Source organism: Actinopolyspora mzabensis (assembly GCF_900101095.1).
Classification (GTDB): Bacteria; Actinomycetota; Actinomycetes; order Mycobacteriales; family Pseudonocardiaceae; genus Actinopolyspora; species Actinopolyspora mzabensis.
In genome coordinates, this window is record NZ_FNFM01000004.1 from 294,992 (window position 1) to 314,918 (window position 19,927).

At 66.7% G+C, this 19,927-nt stretch carries 12 protein-coding genes, 1 tRNA gene and 1 pseudogene; 4 read left to right on the forward strand and 10 right to left on the reverse strand.

The window, feature by feature from the left end; translation table 11 throughout:
- Nucleotides 1-47 precede the first annotated feature (47 nt).
- On the reverse strand, nucleotides 48-2,771 hold the full coding sequence (locus BLR41_RS08490) for a glycoside hydrolase family 3 C-terminal domain-containing protein (RefSeq protein ID WP_092627439.1): 2,724 nt from the start codon (nucleotides 2,769-2,771) through the stop codon (nucleotides 48-50).
- 245 nt (nucleotides 2,772-3,016) lie between these two features.
- On the opposite strand from BLR41_RS08490, the gene BLR41_RS08495 reads away from it, so the two are divergent.
- Complete coding sequence (locus tag BLR41_RS08495) at nucleotides 3,017-4,210, forward strand: ROK family protein (protein WP_092627440.1); 1,194 nt, start codon at nucleotides 3,017-3,019, stop codon at nucleotides 4,208-4,210.
- Nucleotides 4,211-4,491: 281 nt separating this feature from the next.
- On the opposite strand, the gene BLR41_RS08500 is transcribed toward BLR41_RS08495, so the two are convergent.
- From BLR41_RS08500 to BLR41_RS08530, 7 genes and pseudogenes are all read right to left on the reverse strand, one after another.
- Entirely contained in the window at nucleotides 4,492-6,477 is a 1,986-nt protein-coding gene (locus BLR41_RS08500) for a glycoside hydrolase family 31 protein (protein ID WP_092627441.1), read from the reverse strand.
- Between the two features lie 138 nt (nucleotides 6,478-6,615).
- Nucleotides 6,616-7,434 (reverse strand): carbohydrate ABC transporter permease, encoded by an 819-nt coding sequence (locus tag BLR41_RS08505; RefSeq protein ID WP_092627442.1) that lies wholly within the window; start codon nucleotides 7,432-7,434, stop codon nucleotides 6,616-6,618.
- Entirely contained in the window at nucleotides 7,431-8,393 is a 963-nt protein-coding gene (locus BLR41_RS08510; protein WP_092627443.1) for a carbohydrate ABC transporter permease, read from the reverse strand. The genes BLR41_RS08505 and BLR41_RS08510 overlap by 4 nt, the downstream gene beginning before the upstream one ends.
- A 28-nt stretch (nucleotides 8,394-8,421) precedes the next feature.
- Nucleotides 8,422-9,618 (reverse strand): sugar ABC transporter substrate-binding protein, encoded by a 1,197-nt coding sequence (locus tag BLR41_RS08515; protein ID WP_092627444.1) that lies wholly within the window; start codon nucleotides 9,616-9,618, stop codon nucleotides 8,422-8,424.
- Between the two features lie 820 nt (nucleotides 9,619-10,438).
- Nucleotides 10,439-11,593 (reverse strand): annotated as a pseudogene (locus BLR41_RS08520) (low temperature requirement protein A).
- A 211-nt stretch (nucleotides 11,594-11,804) separates the two neighbouring features.
- Nucleotides 11,805-12,983, reverse strand: a complete 1,179-nt coding sequence (locus BLR41_RS08525; RefSeq protein ID WP_092627589.1) for an FAD-dependent oxidoreductase — start codon at nucleotides 12,981-12,983, stop codon at nucleotides 11,805-11,807.
- A complete protein-coding gene (locus BLR41_RS08530; RefSeq protein ID WP_092627445.1) occupies nucleotides 12,980-13,618 on the reverse strand; it encodes a TetR/AcrR family transcriptional regulator in 639 nt (212 codons plus the stop codon). The genes BLR41_RS08525 and BLR41_RS08530 overlap by 4 nt, the downstream gene beginning before the upstream one ends.
- Before the next feature lie 234 nt (nucleotides 13,619-13,852).
- Here BLR41_RS08530 and BLR41_RS08535 point away from each other — a divergent pair, with 234 nt between their 5' ends.
- Nucleotides 13,853-15,277 carry a hypothetical protein gene (locus tag BLR41_RS08535; RefSeq protein ID WP_143013026.1) on the forward strand — a complete coding sequence of 475 codons (1,425 nt, stop codon included), beginning with the start codon at nucleotides 13,853-13,855 and terminating at the stop codon, nucleotides 15,275-15,277.
- A gap of 299 nt (nucleotides 15,278-15,576) precedes the next feature.
- On the opposite strand, the gene BLR41_RS08540 is transcribed toward BLR41_RS08535, so the two are convergent.
- A tRNA-Leu gene (locus BLR41_RS08540) sits at nucleotides 15,577-15,650 on the reverse strand.
- A gap of 278 nt (nucleotides 15,651-15,928) precedes the next feature.
- Here BLR41_RS08540 and BLR41_RS08545 point away from each other — a divergent pair.
- Entirely contained in the window at nucleotides 15,929-16,558 is a 630-nt protein-coding gene (locus tag BLR41_RS08545; RefSeq protein WP_092627447.1) for an ANTAR domain-containing response regulator, read from the forward strand.
- Between the two features lie 129 nt (nucleotides 16,559-16,687).
- Here the strand turns inward: BLR41_RS08545 and BLR41_RS08550 are convergent, their stop codons facing one another.
- Nucleotides 16,688-17,110, reverse strand: a complete 423-nt coding sequence (locus BLR41_RS08550) for a PaaI family thioesterase (RefSeq protein WP_342745349.1) — start codon at nucleotides 17,108-17,110, stop codon at nucleotides 16,688-16,690.
- Nucleotides 17,111-17,200: 90 nt separating this feature from the next.
- On the opposite strand from BLR41_RS08550, the gene polA reads away from it, so the two are divergent.
- Complete coding sequence (polA, locus tag BLR41_RS08555; protein ID WP_092627448.1) at nucleotides 17,201-19,891, forward strand: DNA polymerase I; 2,691 nt, start codon at nucleotides 17,201-17,203, stop codon at nucleotides 19,889-19,891.
- Nucleotides 19,892-19,927: the final 36 nt, after the last annotated feature.

Here is a 19,927-nt window from a genome sequence, read left to right on the forward strand (position 1 = left end):
CACTGGGGACGGGTGGGGAGCCGGTGACCACCGGCTCCCCGACTCGGTCACCGAACCTTGACGACGAACTCCGTCGATTCGGTGTGACCGCGATAGCGCACGGTCGCGGTGACCGTGGCGACTCCGGAATCACGGGTGCGAATCACCCCGTGCGGATCCACCGACACCACCCCCGGTCGGTTGCTGCGGTAGTGCACCCGCATTCCGGGAGGCAGGGGTTTGTCGCGCTCGTCCGCGACATGTCCGACGAGCGTGCCGTCGTCGAACGAGACCGTCGTGCGCGGCCGGACCACGGTGTCGCGATCGAAGACCCTGCGCACCGTGATCCCGCGCTCGGCGTCCCCGGCAGCCCGCGGTGTGGTGCTCACAGCGGCGGGAGTCGGGCGTAGCTCGCCGTGCACCGTCACACGCTCGCTGTCGGCGGCGTCCGAGCTAGAACTCGAGTGGGCCAGGCGGAACTCGTATCCACTGTCGCTGATCTCGTAGCGGTTCCGCTGTTGCTCGAACAGCGCCAGCTCACGCACCGGGATCGTGAACTCGACACGCTTGCTCTCGTGCGGCCGGAGCGAGACCTTCTCGAAGCCGACGAGCCGTTCGTCCGGACGTTCGGCCCGGTCCGCCTTCGACGCGGCGGCGTAGAGCTGCACCACGTCGGAGCCCGCGACATCTCCGGTGTTGGTGATCCGCGCACTGGCGCGGACCTTGCCGTTGGCGTTGACGTGTTCGCGGTGGATCCGCAGATCACCGTATTCGAACTCGGTGTAGCCGAGTCCGTGACCGAACGGGTAGGCGGCCTGGCCGTCGAAGTACATGTAGGTCCGGCCGGGTTGCGAGTCGGTCGGCCTGATCCCGTAGTCGCCGATCGACGGCAGCTGGGAATCGTTCCGGTACCAGGTGAACGGCAGGTGCCCGCTGGGGTTGGTCTCGCCGAGCAGCACGTCGGCCAGCGCCTCGCCCTTGCGCTGCCCGTTGTAGGAGCTCCACAGCATCGCCGACACATCGGAGGCGAAGCTGCTCACGTCGACAGCCCCGATGGTCTCCATGTAGACCACCGTGTTCGGGTTGTTCGCCGCTACCTTGTTGATCAGCTCCGTCTGCGGTTCCGGCAGTCGCAGCGTCTCCCGGTCCTCGTCCTCCTTGGCGGTGCTCTCGTCCGTGCCGCCGTAGACGACCACCGCGTCGAAGTCGGCGGAGGCGCGCACCGAGTTCCGGTTCAGCTGGTGCTCGGTACCGGGCTTCGTGCCGGGGAGGTAGTCCACGACCGCGTCGGGGTTGATCTCCTCGACGGCCCGCTTGAGCCCCTCGTAGCCGTTGACGCCGTTGGCACGGCCGGACGGCCCCTGGTCGCTGGAGTAGCCACCCAGATACATCTGCTCCGGATTGGCGTGGTCACCGATCACCGCCAGCCGGTACTGCCCCGACTCCGGTATCCGCAGCGGCAGCAACTTGCCACCTTCCTCGGTGGGCTTGTTGCGCAGCATCACTATTGATTCGGAAGCCGCCTCGCTGGCGAGGTTCAGGCGTTGCGGTGTCTGGGTCACCGCGTCGTTCGACTCCGCGTTCTCCCAGCTGCCCTTGGGAACGCGTTCCCTGGCGCGCTGGACCCAGGGCACCTGGTCGGGGTCGTCGAACTCGCCGAGTCGGATCCGCACCGTGAACATCCGGATCAACGAGGCGTCCATGAAGTTCTCGGTGTAGACGCCGTTGTGGGTCTCGATCTTCTGCTGGGCGGCCTCGGGCAGCGTGTTACCGAAGTTGTGCTCGTCGTGGTAGCCCTGGTTGCAGTTGAGGTCCACACCGGCCGCGTTGGCGTAGGCGTTGCGCTCGATGTGGTCGAGCGGTTCCTCCTCGCCCTCCGGTTTCCAGTGGTGGCCGTGCTGGATCTCGTAGACCGAGTCGCAGTCGGAGGTGAAGAACCCGTCGAACCCGAAGGTCTTTCTGGCCAGCGTGTCCAGCAGACCGACGTCGGCCGAGGCGGGCACCCCGTTGACCCTGTTGTAGGCGGTCATGATCGAAGCGGGCGAGCTTTCGCGGATCACTTCCTTGAACGGAGCCGTGTAGTACTCGCGCAGCGTCCGCTCGTCCATGTTCGACGTGCCGGTGAGCCGGTTGAACTCGCTGTTGTTCGCAGCGAAGTGCTTGATCGTGGTGCTGGTCTTGAGGTAGCCCTCCGAGGAGGGCAGCAGGTTGCCCTGCTTGTCCTTGCCCTCCATGCCGTTGACGTACTGCGAGGCCATGGCCGCGGTCAGGCCCGGGTCCTCGCTGAAGGTCTCGTCGTTGCGGCCCCACCTCGGATCGCGGCTCAGGTTGATGGTGGGGGAGTAGAAGTTGAGGTCGAGACTGTTGTCACGTACCACCTCGCGGGCCTCGCTGGAGGTGGCCTGCGCGACCCGGTACATCAGGTCGGGGTTCCAGGTGGAGCCCATGGACAGGCTCACCGGGTACGAGGTGGTGTTGGTCAGTATCTCGGGGTTGCCCTCCTCGTTGTACTGCTCCCGTGCGACGCCGTGTGCCGCTTCGTTCCACCAGCCGTAGGAACGCACCTCGAGCCGGGGGATGGCGGGTGCCTGACTGCTGATCAGCTGTGACGCCTTCTCGGACGGCGTCATCCGCGAGACCAGGTCGGCGGCACGTTCCCGGGCCGAGTAGCTCTGGTCCAGGTAAACGGGGGTCTCTTCGGCTCTCTCCTGGGCCAGCGCGGGTGCGGTGGACAGCGCACAACTCACGCACAGGCCGAGGGTCACCAGGAGACGTGTCGGTCGTCGTCTCATCCAGCTCTCCGTCAACTCGGTGCCAAATGTCGTTCGGTTTCGACAGCGGGACCGGATTCCGTCGTTCACCGGTTCGCCGCTGCCGCGGATCCTTCGTTGTGACGTGTTAAATATTATTTGTAAGAGGTAAAAACAAAATGAGCGGCGTGTCAACCCCCACACCCGTTGGCGCCGCGCAACGGTGCAACGTTGACTGGCGAACGTTGACTGGCGAGGGAAGCAATGAGCCGTGAAGCGAGGACCACGTGACCGCATCGACCGCGCAGGGCCGCGATCCGGCGAGCCTGCGACGTCACAATCTCCGGGCGCTGCTGCGCCACCTGCATCTGCGGGGCCCCACCAGCCGGGTCGGACTCGGCCAGGTGACCGGGCTCACCCGCAGCGCCATCGCGGACCTGGTGGGGGAGCTGACCGAACGCGGGTTGGTGCTGGAAAGCGGGTCGAGCCAGCAGCAGCCGGGCAGGACCGGCCGGGGGCGTCCCCCGCTGATCGTCTCGCTGCGTGACGAACGCGCCTACGTCCTCGCCATAGCCGTTGACGTGGACACCGTACGGATCGGCAGAGTGGGGTTGGGGGGCAACGTTCTCGAGGAGATGGCAACCCAGCACGAGCATGTGCCCGGCGACCCCACCCCGGGACTGGAGCAGCTCGCAAGACTGGTCCGGGAACTCGTGACGACCACCGAGGCCCCGCCCATCGCGGTGGGGGTGGCGGTGCCCGGCCTGGTTCGGGACGAGGACGGGGTGGTCACCCGCGCTCCCAACCTCGGTTGGCACGAGCTGGCGCTCGGACAACGACTGCGCGAGCTGGCGGAGATCACGGCTCCGGTGGTGGTCGGCAACGAGGCCCGGCTGGCCGCCCTGGCCGAACACCGGCGCGGTGCGGGCAGGGATCGAACCGATCTGGTTTACGTCTCCGCGGGTGTCGGTGTGGGCGCCGGGATCGTGGCGCACGACCAGCTGCTCACCGGCAACACCGGATACGCGGGCGAGATCGGGCACATGATCACGAATCCCGGCGGCAGAACCTGCCACTGCGGTGCTCGGGGGTGCTGGGAAACCGAGATCGGGGCCGATGCCCTGCTGCGGCGGATCGGTGTCGTGGAGCCCGCCGACAGACAGTCCGAACTGGAGCGCCTGTTCGAGCGTGCCGAACAGGGGGAAGCCGAAGCGCTCGACGCGTTCCGGCAGCTCTGTACACCGGTCGCGACCGGCCTGGCCAACATGATCAATATCTTCGATCCGGGGCTGGTACTGCTCGGGGGGCTGCTGCGGCCTCTGCTGCGGTATGCCGAGGGCGAACTGCGCTACAACCTCGAACGCATCCGGGGACTGCCCGAACTGCCGGTGGAGCTCGGCAGCGCTCGGCTGGGAGAGCAGGGGCACCTGCTCGGTGCCGCCGAAGCCGCGGTGAGCAGCTTCCTGGCGTCCTTCGAATAACTCCCGAGCGTTCCTGCCCGCCGGAGTGGGCAACCCGCCCCCGACCGGAGACGAAGGGGCGCTCGGACCTGTAACCGCCGTCCCGCCACATCGAACCGCCCTCGTGCCGCTTCGTCCCGCCGAGCGCGCGGCCCGTAGTGGCCGTGTGCTCCCGGTTCCGGTGGTGCCGACACGCGTCGACGCCACCGGAACCGGGCGGAGCCCACAACGGGGATCGCGCGCCCGTGCGTGCGGCGAGCGTCCCGCCGCGCACCAGGAGCTCACCACTGCGGTTTTCCCGCCTACGTGCCCAGTTCCACGCTCGCGCCCTCACGGCGGAACACCGGCACCGTCTCCAGCGGAGCCTCGGTCGTGATCGTGGTGCCGCCGTCGAACGCCCGACCTCCCCAAGCGCCGACCCACCTGTCGCCGCTGGGCAGCCGTACCGAACGCTCCCGTGCGCCGTACTCGGTCACGGGAGCCACCAGCACGTCCGGCCCCAGCAGGAACTGGTCCTCGACATCCCACGCACCCTCGTCGTCCGGATAGTCGACGAACAACGGGCGCATCGGCGGCAGACCGCGTTCGTGGGCCACGCGCATCTGCTCCATCAGGTACGGCCGGAGCCGCTCCCGGAGGAACAGCATCTCGCGGATCGACTCGTAGGCCTGTTCGCCGAACGACCACACCTCGTTGGGGCCACCGGTCATCTCCGGACCCAGCGGCATCCGCGGATCACGGTTTCCGTGCAGCCGGAACAGCGGGCAGAACACCCCGTACTGGAACCACCGCACCACCAGCTCCCGGAAGTACTCCGAATCGGGATCGCCACCGTGGAACCCGCCGATGTCCGTGGTCCACCAGGGAATCCCGGACAACGCGACGTTCAGTCCGGCACGCACCTGAGCCCGCAGCGACTCGAAGGTGGCGTCGATGTCGCCGGACCACAAAGCCGCACCGTAGCGTTGGCTGCCGGCCCACGCGGAACGACACAGTGACACGATCTCGGTCTCGCCCTCCTCCCGCATCCCGTCGTGGAATCCCTGCGCGTGCCGCAGCGGATACAGGTTGAACACCTCCCGGCCCGGCCCCTCCGCGAACCGCAGGTTCTCCGGAGTACCGGGGCGGATCTCCGGTTCACAGGCGTCCAACCACCAGACCCGCACTCCCAGGTCGTAGTAGTGCTCCCGCGCCCGGTCCCAGACGAACCGGCGGGCCCGGGGGTTCGTGGCGTCGTAGAAGGCAACGGGCATCTCGACGTCGAACCCCTTGTCCCGCCACGGCGCGTGGTAGGGCACTCCGGCCTCGGTCTCGACCAGCAATCCCTCCTGCCGCATTCGCTCGAAGTTCTCGCTGAGCGGGTTGACCGAGGGCCAGATCGAGACCATCAGGCGCACTCCGGCCTCGTCGAGCTCGCGCAGCATGGCCGCCGGGTCCGGGTACTCCGCCGGGTCGAACTTCCACTCGCCGAGGTGCGTCCAGTGGAAGAAGTCCGCGACGATCACCGACAGCGGCAGTTCGCGACGCCGGTACTCCCGGACCACCTCCAACAGCTCCTCCTGGGAGCGGTAACGCAGTTTGCTCTGCCAGAACCCGGCGGCCCACTCCGGGAGCACGGGGGGACGGCCGGTGACCTCGGTGTAGTTACCCAGCAGCTCGGCAGGCGTCCGGCCGGTGGTGACCCAGTAGTCCAGCTGCCTGGTGCTGTCGGCCACCCACCTGGTCCCGTTGTGCGCGAACTCGACCCTGCCGACCGCCGGGTTGTTCCACAGAAAGCCGTATCCCCTGCTGGAGAGCAGGAAGGGAATGGAGACCTCCGCGTTGCGCTGCACCAGATCCAGCACGGTCCCCTTCTGGTCGAGCAGTCCGTGCGTGTGCTGCCCCAGCCCGTAGATCCGCTCCCCGTCGTAGGCCCGGAAACACTGCTCCATGCGCCTGCTGCTGCCGGAGCTGGACCCGTAGAGCCGCGGGCCGGGCCACCAGAAGTGCGCGGGTTGCTCAGCCAGCAGTTCCGTACCGTCACTCGTGTCGACGAAACGCAGCATTCCCGCCGTGTCGATCTCGGCCGCCAGCGCACCGTTGGTGATCCGGGCGAGGGACTCCTCGACGGTTATTTCGGGAACCTCGCCCGATCCGGGGCGTTCGACGAGCGCTCCCGGAAGATCGTCGACCAGCGGAGCGAATCCGGCTCGCACCCGCAGGCTGTCCCCGCCCCAGGGTTCGATCCGAAGGGTCTCCTGGCCGTTGTTCCACTCCAATGCCCCGTCGCTCTCGTGGGCACCTCGCATGATTCCGCCTTCCTGTAGCCGTGGTCGATCGGAGCCTCACCCGGGTCCGCGGGACCGGAAGAGCTCGGTCGTGTCGAAGAGCTCCGGAACCGCTCCTCGGTGAGCGCGGAACGATCCGTTTCCGCGAACCTCGTGACGTCATTCCTTCACGCCGCCCCCCGTGATTCCCGCCGCCACGTAGCGCTGTGCCGTCAGCAGCAGCACGGCGGCGGGAATGGAGGCGAGTACGGCGGTGGCCATGACCCCGTTCCAGTTCGTCGTCTGGTTCCCCACGAAGCGATAGATCCCCACCGTGATCGGTTGAATGGTGTTGCCGGTGGTGAAGCTGACCGCGAACAGGAAGTCCGCCCAGGCGAACAGGAAACTGAACAGCCCTGCAGTGATAACCGCGTTGCGGCACACCGGGAGCACCACGGAGCCGAAAGTGCGCCACTGGCCACAGCCGTCCACCCGGGCCGCCTCGATCAGTTCGCCGGGAACCCCGCTCATGAAGGTGCGCAGTATCAGCACCGCGAACGGTACGGTCAGCGTCGAATCGGCCAGGATCATGCCGGGGTAGCTGTCCAGCAGCCCGACCCCGCTGAAGATCGGATACAGCGAGTTGGCCATCACGATTCCGGGAACCATCTGCACCAGCAGTACGACCAGCACCAGCGCGAGCGTGCCGCGCAGCCGGAACCGCGCGAGGGCGTAGGCGGCCGGGGCGCTCACCACCAGCGTGAACACCACGGTGCCCAATGCGATCACCAGGCTGGTCACCAGATGTGAACCCTGCGTGCGGATGGCCTCGGCATAGCCGCTCCAGGTCGGGTCGAACGGGAACCAGGCGGGCGGTGTCCGCAGCAACGCGTCGCTGCTCTGCAGCGAAACGTTGACCATCCAGTAGACCGGTGCGAGGAATACGAGCACCAGTACGATTCCGACAGCGGTGTTCAGGACGCGTCGCGTGGTGGTCATCCGCGCTCTCCCCCTGAGCTGAACGTGTTCCGGATGGAACGCAGGTACAACAACGCGAACACCAGCGCGACCACGATGAGTAGGTTGCCCACCGCCGCTCCCTGCCCGAAGTCGAACTCCTCGAACGACAGGGCGAAGGACCAGGTGGTCAGCGTTTCACTCGCGTTGGCGGGGCCACCGCCGGTGAGAATCATGATCATGTCGAACACCTTGAGGGTGTAGATCAGCCCCAGCATCAGTACGATGGCGATCACCGGACGCAACAGCGGCAGGGTGATCATCCGGAACCGTTGCCACGGCCCCGCCCCGTCCAGGGCAGCCGCCTCGTACAGCGAAGCGGGCACAGCTTGCAGTCCGCTGTGCAGGATGACCAGGTTGAACGGCACACCGACCCAGATGTTGGCGATGATCGCGGAGGTCAGGGCGTACTGGGTGCTGGAAAGCCAGGGAATCGGATCCGAGATCAGGTGGAGCCCCAGCAGCAGCTGGTTGAGCACCCCGAAACCCTCGTCGTAGATCCAGCGGAAGACCGCCCCGGAAACCACCAGCGGCAACAACCACGGCAACAGCATCAGACCGCGCAACGTTCCGCTGAGCGGGAAACGCCGCTGAAAGAACACCGCCAGTCCCAGTCCGATCACGAACTGGAACGACAACGATCCCGCGGTGAACAGGGCGGTGTTCAGCACCGCCCCGCCGAAGATCGGATCGGTGACCAGCGCGATGTAGTTGTCCAGTCCCACGAACGGGGAACCGCCCTCGTAGAACGAGGCGACGGTCCACTGCTGGAAGCTCATCGCCAGGTTCCGCAGTACCGGATAGCAGAAGAACAGCAGGAGGAACAGCATCATCGGCAGGACGAAGGTCCACTTGACCAGACCTTCGCGGTTGCCGCCCGGTTTTCGACGGGTGGCTCGCGGACCGCTGGTTCCGCTCGTCGTTCGCGTATTCGTCGTCATGGCAACCATCCACTCGACACCGTCGACGTCAGTCCGCGTTCGCCGCGATGCGCGCCGCCCGTTCCAATGCTTTTCGCGGGCTGGTCGATCCCGCGATCGTGGCCTGGATCGCGTCGGCCAACCCCTGTGAGACCTCGCGGTAGCGTGGCCCCAGTTCGGCGGTGCGCGCCCGGCCGGTTGCCACCTCCTCGACGAACGGTTTCATGACCGGACGCTCCGCGGCGTACTGTTCGGCCACCTTCGTGCGTGCCGGTACGTAGGCGTGGTCGCTCGTCCAGTCCAGCATGTTGTCCCGCTCGAGCATGCAGTCCAGCACTCGAGCGGCGTCGCGCTGCCGTTCCGGGGTCGTCTCCGGGATCGCGCCGACCTCACCGCCCAGCGGCACCTTCGGGGCGATGTCCTGACTCGGTGTCGGGAGCGTGACGATGCCGTAATCCACCCCGGATTCGTCCAATGAGGACAAAGCCCAGGATCCGTTGATCATCATAGCGGCGTTTCCGCTGGCGAAGCGGTCGATGACGTCGTTCTGGTTCCAGTTGACCACGGATCTCGATGCCAGGCCGTCCTCGACCAAACCGGACCAGAACTCCAGCGCCTCGACGGGCCGCCGTGAGTCCAGGGAGTCGAGCGAGCCGCCGTTGCTCCACAGGAAGGGTTCGAACTGCCAGGAACCCTCTTCGGAGGCGATCGCCGAGAACGCGATCCCGTGGGTCGAGCCCTCGGTCAACTCCCGGGCCGCACTCCGCATCTCCTGCCAGGTTTCCGGCGGCTCCAGCCCGGCCCGCTCGAACATGGTGCGGTTGTAGAACAGCGCGAGGCCGTTCACACCGGGCGCCAGGCCGTAGAGCTTCCCCCGGTAACTACCGGCCTCGACGATCCCGGGGTAGAACCCCTCGCCGCTGAGTCCGTACTGGCTCAGCTCGGTGAGCGCTCCCGTTTTGGCCACGGTCTTCAGGTCGGGGTTGTCCACGAACAACAGATCGGGGAGGGAATGGGCCGTGGCGTCCCGGAGGACTTTGGGCATCAGTTGGTCGACCGGGACGTTCTGCCTGCGGACGCGCAGCCCGAACCGTTCGGCGCACCGGTCCAGTACCGAGCGGAACTGGCGACCGGCCTCGGCGCTGGTGTAGTGGTCGAGCTCGACCACCACGTCGGCGGGCCGGGAACTCACCCCGCCCGTGCAGCCCGCGGTGACCAGCAGCAGTGCCAGACCGAGTGTGATCATCCTGGCTCTCGAACGGGGCCAACGGGGGCCGCGGGCCCCGGGGTCGTCCGATCCCGCCGCGGGCCTCCCGCTTTCCGCCGAACGGTCGATTCCGCTTCGTCCGAAACGAGGTCGTCGAAGCGATTCGATTATGCTTGCCGGTAATCGCACCGTTGCCACCTTCTTCCGGTCCCGTGGCGTTCCTGTCGTTCGCGAGGTGCCGGGCTTCCGCCGTCTCGTTCGCTCGGGTGAGCGAGCTAGACGGCGCGGCCGAACCCGCGTTCCCGCGCGCTCGGGGGTCACCGGCCCGTTCTCCTCGCCGCTGGGGCGGAAGCTCAACGGTGCTCACGTCAGTGGGAGGGCTCGGCAGCCGTGAACCCTGGCGTGGCGGGTACGCCCAGCGGTGAACACCCCGACCCGCAGGGTTGCCCGTGTTCACCGGAACGGACCGTTCTCCGCTACTAACGGAGGAGGTGGTGCTCATCGGTGTACCGGCTTGCCGGGCGAGATCGGCGATCGTTGGCATAAGTTGTTCTCATCCGCACCGAACGAACTTCCGTTTTTCGAAGCGCTTCGACAGCACAGTAGACAGTGATCGGTATCACGTCAATGGAGGATCGTGGCGGATGGTGCTGAAGTGCCACCGAACGCTTGTCCGGGAACGCGTAGTGCCCCTCGCGGGGCTGCTGTGGTTACCGGCTCTTCGCGAATCGGCCGGCGAACTCCGTGAACCGGGCGGTATGGGATCTTCGACCCGGTGAGCGCCGAACGCGGGAGTGCGCTGCGTCAGCTCGGCGCTGGCCGCCGCCGGACCACACCCTGCTCGCCCCGAAAGGCGTTGTTACGCCGCTGTCTCCGGGGAACTCGACTTCGACGTGAGCTGGGTGACCACGGCCAGCGTCCCCATGATCGCCACGGTCGCCAGCCCGACGACGAGCGAGGGAATCGTGTGGCCGACTACCAGACCGAGCACACCGACCGCGACCAGCGCCGTCGCAGCCACGCAACGGGCACGGGCCACCGAACCGGTCCGCGAACGCAGGAACAGGATGTTGCCGCCCAGATAGGCCAGTGGACCTCCCACAGTGGTCAGCACCACCGCCGGGTCGGCCTCGGCATGACCGATGCGCAGTTCGATCGAGACGGCCACGACGATCGCACCCGCCACCATCAGCGCGTGAGCGCAGGCGAACGCGGAACGCAGCGCACTGGTGCTCGCGTCGCCCCGACTGGTCTGCGTGTCCTGTCCAACCAGTGCGAAGTAGGCCCACCACAGCACGAACAGTCCGACGAAACCGAGCAGGGTGGCCACGATCGCGCGGACGGTGATCGGCTCCGGTTCGGGGAGCGTGAATCCCACGATCAGGATGGACTCACCGAGCGCGATGATGAACACGCCACGGTTGCGCTCGGCGAGGTGTTCCGGATCGGTGGGCCAGGTGTGCATCGGCGCCGTTCCCAGCCCGGGGAAGCGGAACTCGAATCGCTGAGCCGCCACGTCCACGACCAGTGCGACCAGCCAGACGACCAGTCGTGCGGTGGGGTCGAGAAACGCGCCGACGAGCCAGAGCACGCATGCCGAAGCGCTCCAGGCGAGCAGGTTCGTGTAGTTCTTCCCGAGTACGTGCCCACGCAGCGCCACGGCCATGAACACCGCGCGCCCGACCTGGGCGCCCACGTAACAAAGGGCGAACTACAGGCCGTCCTCGGCGAAGGCGTGTGGCAATCCGAGCGACATGCCCAGCGCCGCGAGCATCAGCAGTCCGTTGAGGACCCGCACGAGCCCGCTGCTCGGATCCAACCAGTTCATCGCCCAGGTCGAGTAGTTCCGGGCCCACCAAACGGCCCCGAAGAGCAGGGCCGCCTGCAGCACTCCCACCCAGCTGAGATGGGACAGCAGCGCGTGCGAGACCTGGACGATCGCGAAGACGTAGACCAGGTCGAAGAGGAGCTCGATCGCCCCGACCTCGGAGCGCCGCACACCCTCCCGACGCATCAGACGTGGTTGTGGCTGCGCTGCTGGCGGGGGAGTGGGCTCGTGCCGGCTCACTGGGTCCTTTCCGAAGTCGATCCGCTCGTGGCAACGGGCATTCCAGGGGTTTCCGTCACCGGCCCGGACACCTGCGTGGCCCGCCGTGTCTCCCTCGTGTTCGCGGTCTCCGCGTCCCGCGCATCGCTCAACACCGTGCCGAGTAACCCGTGATTCCCTACTGCCGCTCGAGCTCGGTGATGGTCGTTACCGGTTTGCCCGTCTGCGAGCGCGCCACCAGGCGGGCGATGCCGGGCAGCCGAGCCAGGCCGAGCGCGATGCGGCGCATCACCAGTTGCGTGGTCGTGTGCGGCAGGAACCAGCGCACACCGCTGCGTGCGGTCCGCTGCTTCTCCTCGACCACTGGTCGCCACAGCCGTTCGTACTCTTCGGCTCCCTCCTCGATCGATGCGGCGCGCCGCAGCCGCTCGGCGAGTACGTACGCACCGGCCAGCCCCAGCGAGGCACCCTGGCCCGCCAGCAGCGAGACGGCGTGGCAGGCATCACCGACCAGCACCACGCGACCGCTGTGCCAGCGGGGTGTCTCGATCTGCGCGACCTGGTCGTAGTACACGTCCTCGGCAGCGGGGCAGCGGGCGAGCGCGGTGGGAACGACCCAACCGAGGGAACCGTAGTTGTCGAGCAGTGCGGCGCGCGGGTCGGTGGGCAGCGTGGGATCGCTCGTGCGGTGGACGGCGAACACCGCGACCTTTTCGCCGCGCAGGCCGTAGAGTCCGATCTGGCGGTCCACGGTGTCGGTGAGGCAGTATCGATCCGCCAGGCGGGCGTGGATCTCGGGGGCGTGGAAGGTGAACGCGGCGGTGTGGAAACCGAGATGCCGCAGGTGGTTTCGTTCCTCGCCGAAGACCAGCGTTCGTACCGTGGAATGAACACCGTCCGCGCCGACCAGCAGATCCGCGTGCAGCACCCGACCGTCGCTCAGCGTCACCCTCACTCCGTCGGAACGGTTGTCGACGTGAACGGGACCGATCGAGAACCGAAGGTCCACTTCGGTGGGAAGGTTCTCCCGCAACGCCAGTTCCAGGTCCGGACGCAGGATGTTCACCATGCGACTGTTCATCGCCCGGGAGAACCGCTCGAAGTCGAGCCGAGCGCGGGTCCGGCCGTCACGGTCGACGAAACACGCCTCCGAGACCTGGTAGCCGAGTTCGTGCAATCTCGGCAGTAACCCCATCGCCTCGGCGGCGTCGTATCCGGGACCGAAGAAGTCCATCATGTAGCCCTGCGTGCGCGGACCGGGTGCTCGTTCCAACAGCACCACGTGCCAGCCCAGAGTGTTCAGTCGTCGCGCCAGGGTGAGTCCGGCGATGCCCGCTCCGCAGATGATCGCTTTCACCATCGGTCTCCCCTCTCGGTGCGCGCGCCCTCGTCGGCGGTTTCCTCGTGTCGGTTGCCCTCGCCGTCCTGCTCGGTGGTGAGCAGCCTGCGCAGCACGGCTCGTACGGTCCCGGTGGTAAGCGCGGGGTTCAGGTCGCGGTGCAGCATCAGACCGTCGAGGCTCGCGACCACTACCGCGGCGCTGGCTTCGGCATCGGTGATTCCGTGTTCGATGAATCGGTCGGCCAGTGCCTTGCGAAGATCGGTGAGCACGGCGCTGATCCGTTCCAGCAAGCCGGGATCACGGGTAGCGGCGAGGTACGCCTCCACGAACAACACCGATTCCGGATCGTTCCCACCGTAGGAATCCAGCGCGGCAAGCAGGGTCGTCAGCGCTTCGTCCGCGCTGCCCACCTGTTCGAGGGCTGTCTCGAGCCATGCGGTTGCCGCACGCATCGTCCCGACGGCCGTTTCCGCTAGCAGCGCGTCCACCGAGTCGAAGTGGTAGTGCACTATTCCGGCGGTCACTCCGGCCCGCTCGGCCACCGCGCGAGTGGTCACTCCGGTCCAGCCGCGTTCGGTGATCAGCTCCGCCGCCGCGCGCAGCAACCGTTCACGCGCCTCACGCCCCCGTTCCTTAGCCGTCGCGGCCATGTCTTCACCCCGCTGCTTCTCCCGATCGTTTTGGGCATTCGTCTTGGGCGAGTGTCCAATTTTGAGCCTACCTCTCAACCGGTCATCGGGTCGAGGGGCACCCGGTGTCCGGTGCGCGGCTCCCCGAAATGCTTTGCTCGCCACGTACCGGCCGGTATACGTTGGCCCGCGTGAACAACGGCGCCGGGAAAGTGAACACGGTAGGCGGAGCGAGTGGAGTGCTTCGAGGGTAGAATGCACTTCGACGAAAACGACGTGGTGACTTCGGTCCATTTGGATGTCGATGCCGACACGATCTTCGAAGCACTGGACAGATCTTGTTCGATCGCCGAGATGTTGGAGTGCTCGACGCTTCGTGTGGAATCGAGAGGACTCGAGGAGGACGGGCCGAATTACAGTTCCGTCGTTACTTCGGTGACGTCCCGTGATTCTTCGTCCTCGATCGGCGATTCGTTCCTCGCCGCCGCTTATCCGGCTCTCGAGAAGTTCAGATTCTCGGAAGACCGGTACAGGACCATCGGGGACGAGGGGGATGACGAGGACGAAGTCTTCGCCGATCTCGTGGCGCCACCTCGGTTCTTTCCGAAAATGGGTGTGACCGTATCCTCGATATCGGGTTTCACCGCGTCGTACGCACGTGCGGATTACCCGGAAGCGGAGTACCCGTTCCGAAGACGTGAGACCTACGATTCGGGGCGGGTGCATTCGGTCTTCCCGGATGTCGGCAACCAGCCGGACGAGATAGTGGTTCGCCCACAGCTGTGGCTCGCGGCCGCGGATCTGACCACCGCCGCAGGGTTGATACGACAGCCGCTGCGCGAGCTGGACGGGAAAGCGCTCGAACTACTACCGGCCGGTGCTCGTGCGGAGGACGGTTACCATGCGGCGCTGCTCGGCACCGTCGCGAGCGACGCGAGTACGACTCGGGAAGAGCGAATGCTGGCCGCGGTTCGGGACACGGCCCGTTTCTTCGGGATTCCGGAGGACAGCGCGACCGTCGAGCAGTGGCCCCGCGAATCGATCGGAGTGGTGCGGAACCCACAAGTTCTGGGGAATTCGACGGGTGCCCGGTGGTTAGAGGGGATCTACGTGCGGCTCGGTGCCGACCCGCTCGGAATCGTCGACAACAACACCTCGCGATTCGAGCCGGATGAGGACCTCGAGGAGGACGACCTGCCGGAGGGCGACTTCACCGATGAGCAGCTATCCGAATTTGTCGAAGTGTTCAGTGGCTTGCAGGATGTCCTGGGGCAGGTCTGGCTCGTTGTCACCGCCGAGGTGCGTTGCTCCCACACCGCTGTTGCCGAGGATGCGCTTCGGAACCTGCTGGAGGATATCCGGCCGCGTGTCTCCGCCGAGAAGACGTGGCTGATTCCCGAGGAGACATGTACGAGTGGTGCCGGTAAGTACCGAGCACAGGCGTCGATGCATACCTTCGAAAGGGATCACCGTCGAGTGCTGGACGGCCTGATGAACACACTCGATGACGGGATGTGGCGCAGCTCGACCCGGCCCTGGGGAACGGATGAGAACGAGGAAACAGTGATTCGCTGGAATCCGTTCGGAGCCACGGCCGAAGGGGAGATAACCGAGTTGACCGTGCGTGCGGTGTACGGGCCACCGAAGTGGCTGTGGGAACAGTGCTTCGAGGAGCTGTGAGCTTCGGGATGCCGCCGTGTTCGCCCGGCCGGTCATCGGAGTTCCGCCCACCCAAGTGGCCGACGGGGACAGCGTCAGCGTGCTCCTCCGGATCTACACCGAGGTGCTGAGCGGGCAGCGGAGAAAGCGAAGCACTGTATTCGACGAGCGCTTGGAGAGTAGACGCTGATTTCGTGTCCGCACATTGGCCGCGAACCCCCGCAGAGTGCCGTGTATCGCCGGGCACAACCGCAGACCCCGTGATCGGCCGCTGTTCGCATCGCGCCAGCGCAGCGGCTGTTTTCGGCTGCTGTAAAGGGTGCCCCCGGTCCGACTCGAACGGACACTACACGGATTTTGAGTCCGCCGCCTCTGCCTATTGGGCTACGGGGGCCGCTGCTGCGTACAGCATACGACAGGGGTGATCATTGCCCGACAGCGGGGTGTGCTGCCCTCTTCGTGCTCTCCGCTCGGGGCGCCGCTCCCCGGTGCGGCCCGGCCGGGCCGAGCTGCTCCGTCCGGTGGAATCCTCTCACCTCGCCTGCCTGGCACGCCCGACTTGAGGGCCCGTTCGTGCGGCCCCTGCCGCTGTGGCGGGGGTGCGCAGGACGATAAGCTGCAGTCTCCGATGCGACCGCATCGGCAGACCCGAGACTCATCCAGGAGGATCCGGTGACCACGCCGGCTGCCGAGGACCCGAACGCGGCGAGTGCGACGAACGCTACTCAGCACCGCGTGCTCGTGGCCGAGGACGAGGCGCTGATCAGGCTCGATCTGGTGGAGATGCTTCGCGAGGAGGGATATCAGGTCGTCGGTGAGGCCGGTGACGGGGAGGAGGCGGTGCGGCTCGCCGAGGAACTGCGCCCCGATCTGGTGATTCTGGATGTGAAGATGCCGAAGATGGACGGCATCGAGGCCGCTTCCTCCATCGCGGGCGAGCGTATCGCCCCCGTGGTGATCCTCACCGCCTTCAGCCAGCGCGACCTCGTGGAGCGGGCCAAGGAGGCCGGAGCCATGGCCTACCTGGTCAAACCCTTCGCCAAGCGGGATCTGGTTCCCGCCATCGAGCTGGCGGTCTCCAGGTTCACCGAGGTGCAGGCACTGGAGGCCGAGGCGGCGAATCTCTCCGAGCGGCTGGAGTCGCGGAAGACGATCGAGCGCGCCAAGGGGCTGCTGATGAGCAACCACGAAATGTCCGAGCCCGAGTCGTTCCGCTGGTTGCAGCGAACCGCCATGGACCGGCGCACCACGATGAAGGCCGTGGCCCAGGCCGTGCTCGACAGCATGGATCCGGGGGAATGACCACGTAAGGACCGCGCCCGCTCGAACCACCGGGTCCGCCGCAGGGCGGCCTGACGCTTTCCGGGTGAAGCAGCTCGACCGCGGAGCACAGGCCCCGGATCGGGGCGCTGTGTCCGCTCCGGCTCCGCTTCAGTTCGCGGGCGGTTTGTCGCGCAGCACGCAGGTCAACCGTGCCGAGCAGGTACGTTTGTCGCACTCGTCGGTGATGACGATCTCGAACGTGGCCGTGGCACCACCCCGGTGCAGCGGCGTCGCCACCCCGGTCACCGTGCCGTCGGTCGCCGCCCGGTGGTGGGTGCACGACAGTTCCAACCCCACCGCGATCCGATCCGCTCCCGCGTGCAGCGCCGCCGCGATGGAGCCGAGCTGCTCGGCCAGCACCGCGTTGGCGCCACCGTGCAGCAGCCCGTAGGGCTGCCGATTTCCCGCCACCGGCATGGTTCCGACCACACGATCAGGGGCATACTCGGTCACCGTTATGCCCATCCGGTTTCCCAGCTGTTCCTCGGGCGGAACCGTCGCCGTCGCCTCCAGCGCTTCCGCACCGTTCAGCGACGTGATATCGGTGTTCTCGGTCACTGTTCGAACTCCTGCCCTGCGCGCGACCTCTGTCGGGGGGTAAGCCTAGACTCGCATGCCGTGATGGCATCCGAGCACCGACGCCTGCTGCTGATCGACGGCCATTCCATGGCCTACCGAGCGTTCTACGCACTGCCCAAGGAGAACTTCCAGACGGGCACCGGACAGCACACCAACGCGGTCTACGGCTTCACCTCGATGCTGATCAACCTGCTACGGGACGAGCAGCCCACACATCTCGGGGTGGCCTTCGACGTGTCGCGGCAAACCTTCCGGTCCGAGACCTTTCCCGACTACAAGGCCAACCGCGGTTCCACCCCTGAGGAGTTCCGCGGCCAGGTGAGCCTGATCCAAGAAGTGCTCGGTGCGCTGAACATACCGGTGTTGAGCAGGGAGAACTACGAGGCCGACGACGTTATCGCGACCCTGGCCGGACAGGCTGTGAACTCCGGTTTCGGGGTCAGCATCTGTACCGGGGACCGGGACGTGCTGCAGCTGGTCAGCGGGGACGTGACCGTGCTCTACCCGAGCAAGGGCGTTTCCGAGATGACCCGTTTCACGCCCGAGACGGTCGAGGAGAAGTACGGGCTCACCCCGGTGCAGTATCCCGACTTCGCCGCGCTGCGCGGCGATCCGTCCGACAACCTTCCCAAGATCGACGGTGTGGGCGAGAAGACGGTCACCAAGTGGATACAGCAGTTCGGCTCGCTCGCCGACCTCGTCGACAGGGCCGACGAGGTAAAGGGCAAGGCCGGGGAGAAGCTCCGGGACAACATCGCTCAGGTACTGCTCAACCGGCAGCTGACTCAGCTGGTCGACGACGTCGCGCTCGATTCCGGGCCCGAGGACCTGCGAATGGGGCAGTGGGACCGGGACGCGGTGCACCGGGTGTTCGACGATCTGGAGTTCCGGGTTCTGCGTGACCGACTGTTCGCCACCCTGTCCACCGAGGAACCGGAGGTCGTAGAGGGATTCGAGGTCTCCGGTGGAATCGTCGAACCCGGTACGCTGCGCACCTGGCTGGAGCGTCACGCCCGGGACGGTTCACGCGTGGGGCTGGCCTGTCCCGGGAGTTCGTCCCGGAACGGCGGTGATCTCGCGGGGATCGCCGTGGTCAATGCTGCGGGGCAGGGAGCCTACGTCGACGTCACCGCGCTGACCTCGGACGACGATGCGGCGTTCGCGGAGTGGTTGGCCGATTCGGCCGTCCCCAAGGCCGCACACGACGCGAAGGGGGCGCTGCACGCCATCCGCGACCGTGGCTGGTCGCTCGGGGGGCTCAACAGCGACACGGCACTGGCCGCCTACCTGGTTCGTCCGGGACAGCGTTCCTTCGACCTTCCCGACCTCGTGGTGCGCTACCTGCAGCGTGATCTCACCGTCGACCAGGGCGGCGGTAGCGGTCAGCTCTCACTGCTGGAGGACGAACAGCAGCTCAGGGAGAACGCCGCCGCCGCGGAACTGACCCGGGCGAAGGCGGTGCTGGAACTGGCCGACGCGCTGGACCAGCAGCTGCGTGCGATCGAGAATCGCGGGCTGCTCACCGATCTGGAACTGCCGCTGCTGCTGGTGCTGGCCGATCTGGAGAGTGCGGGGATCGCGGTCGACCAGGATCGGCTCGCCGAACTGGGGTCCAGGTTCTCCGCACGGGTCAAGCAGGCTGCCGAGGACGCGTACGCAGTGATCGGGAAGGAGATCAACCTCGGTTCGCCGAAACAGCTCCAGACCGTGCTGTTCGATGAGCTGGGCATGCCCAAGACCAAGCGGACCAAGACCGGTTACACCACCGACGCGGAGGCGTTGCAGGGGCTCTATGACAAGACCGAGCACCCCTTCCTGCGGCACCTGCTGGAGCACCGGGACGCCACCAAGCTCAAGACCACGGTGGAAGGGCTGGACAAGGCGGTGGCTTCCGACGGGCGGATTCACACCACGCTGAACCAGATGATCGCCTCCACCGGGCGGTTGTCCTCGACCGAGCCCAACCTGCAGAACATCCCGGTCCGTACCGAGGAGGGCCGGCGCATCCGCGAGGTGTTCGTGGTGGGGAACAACTACGAGACCCTGCTGACCGCGGACTACAGCCAGATCGAGATGCGGATCATGGCCCACCTCTCCGGCGACGAAGGGCTGATCGAGGCATTCCGCACCGGCGAGGATCTGCACAACTACGTCGCGGCGCAGGCTTTCGGGGTCCCCATCGACGAGGTCGATCAGGAGTTGCGCAGGCGGGTCAAGGCCATGTCCTACGGTTTGGCCTACGGGCTGTCCGCCTACGGACTGGCCCAGCAGCTGCAGATCTCCAACGAGGAGTCCAAACAGCAGATGGAGGCCTACTTCGCCCGCTTCGGGCGCGTGCGGGACTATCTGCACGAGATCCTCGAGCGCGCGCGCAAGGACGGCTACACCGCCACCATCCTGGGGCGGCGCCGGTATCTTCCGGACCTGACCAGCGACAATCGGCAACGGCGCGAGATGGCCGAGCGCATGGCCCTCAACGCTCCCATCCAGGGCAGCGCGGCAGACATCATCAAGGTGGCGATGCTCGGGGTGCACCGCGCGTTGACGGCTGAGGGCCTGGCCTCCCGCATGTTGCTGCAGGTGCACGACGAACTGATCATCGAGGTGGCCGAGGGCGAGACCGAGGCGGTCCGGCGTGTGGTGCGGGAACAGATGACCTCGGCCGCCGAACTCGACGTTCCGCTGGAGGTCTCGGTCGGTACCGGTGTCTCCTGGGACGCGGCCGCCCACTGAGCGAAGTTTCCGGTCGGGGTGTCGGGTGCTCGCTCG

What these genes read in the sequence shown, in the direction of transcription:
- BLR41_RS08505 (WP_092627442.1), bottom strand. Translation starts at nt 7,434, where the DNA reads ATGACCACCACGCGACGCGTCCTGAACACCGCTGTCGGAATCGTACTG.
- BLR41_RS08535 (WP_143013026.1), top strand. Translation starts at nt 13,853, where the DNA reads ATGCACTTCGACGAAAACGACGTGGTGACTTCGGTCCATTTGGATGTC.
- BLR41_RS08510 (WP_092627443.1), bottom strand. Translation starts at nt 8,393, where the DNA reads ATGACGACGAATACGCGAACGACGAGCGGAACCAGCGGTCCGCGAGCC.
- polA (WP_092627448.1), top strand. Translation starts at nt 17,201, where the DNA reads ATGGCATCCGAGCACCGACGCCTGCTGCTGATCGACGGCCATTCCATG.
- BLR41_RS08490 (WP_092627439.1), bottom strand. Translation starts at nt 2,771, where the DNA reads ATGAGACGACGACCGACACGTCTCCTGGTGACCCTCGGCCTGTGCGTG.
- BLR41_RS08530 (WP_092627445.1), bottom strand. Translation starts at nt 13,618, where the DNA reads ATGGCCGCGACGGCTAAGGAACGGGGGCGTGAGGCGCGTGAACGGTTG.
- BLR41_RS08515 (WP_092627444.1), bottom strand. Translation starts at nt 9,618, where the DNA reads ATGATCACACTCGGTCTGGCACTGCTGCTGGTCACCGCGGGCTGCACG.
- BLR41_RS08500 (WP_092627441.1), bottom strand. Translation starts at nt 6,477, where the DNA reads ATGCGAGGTGCCCACGAGAGCGACGGGGCATTGGAGTGGAACAACGGC.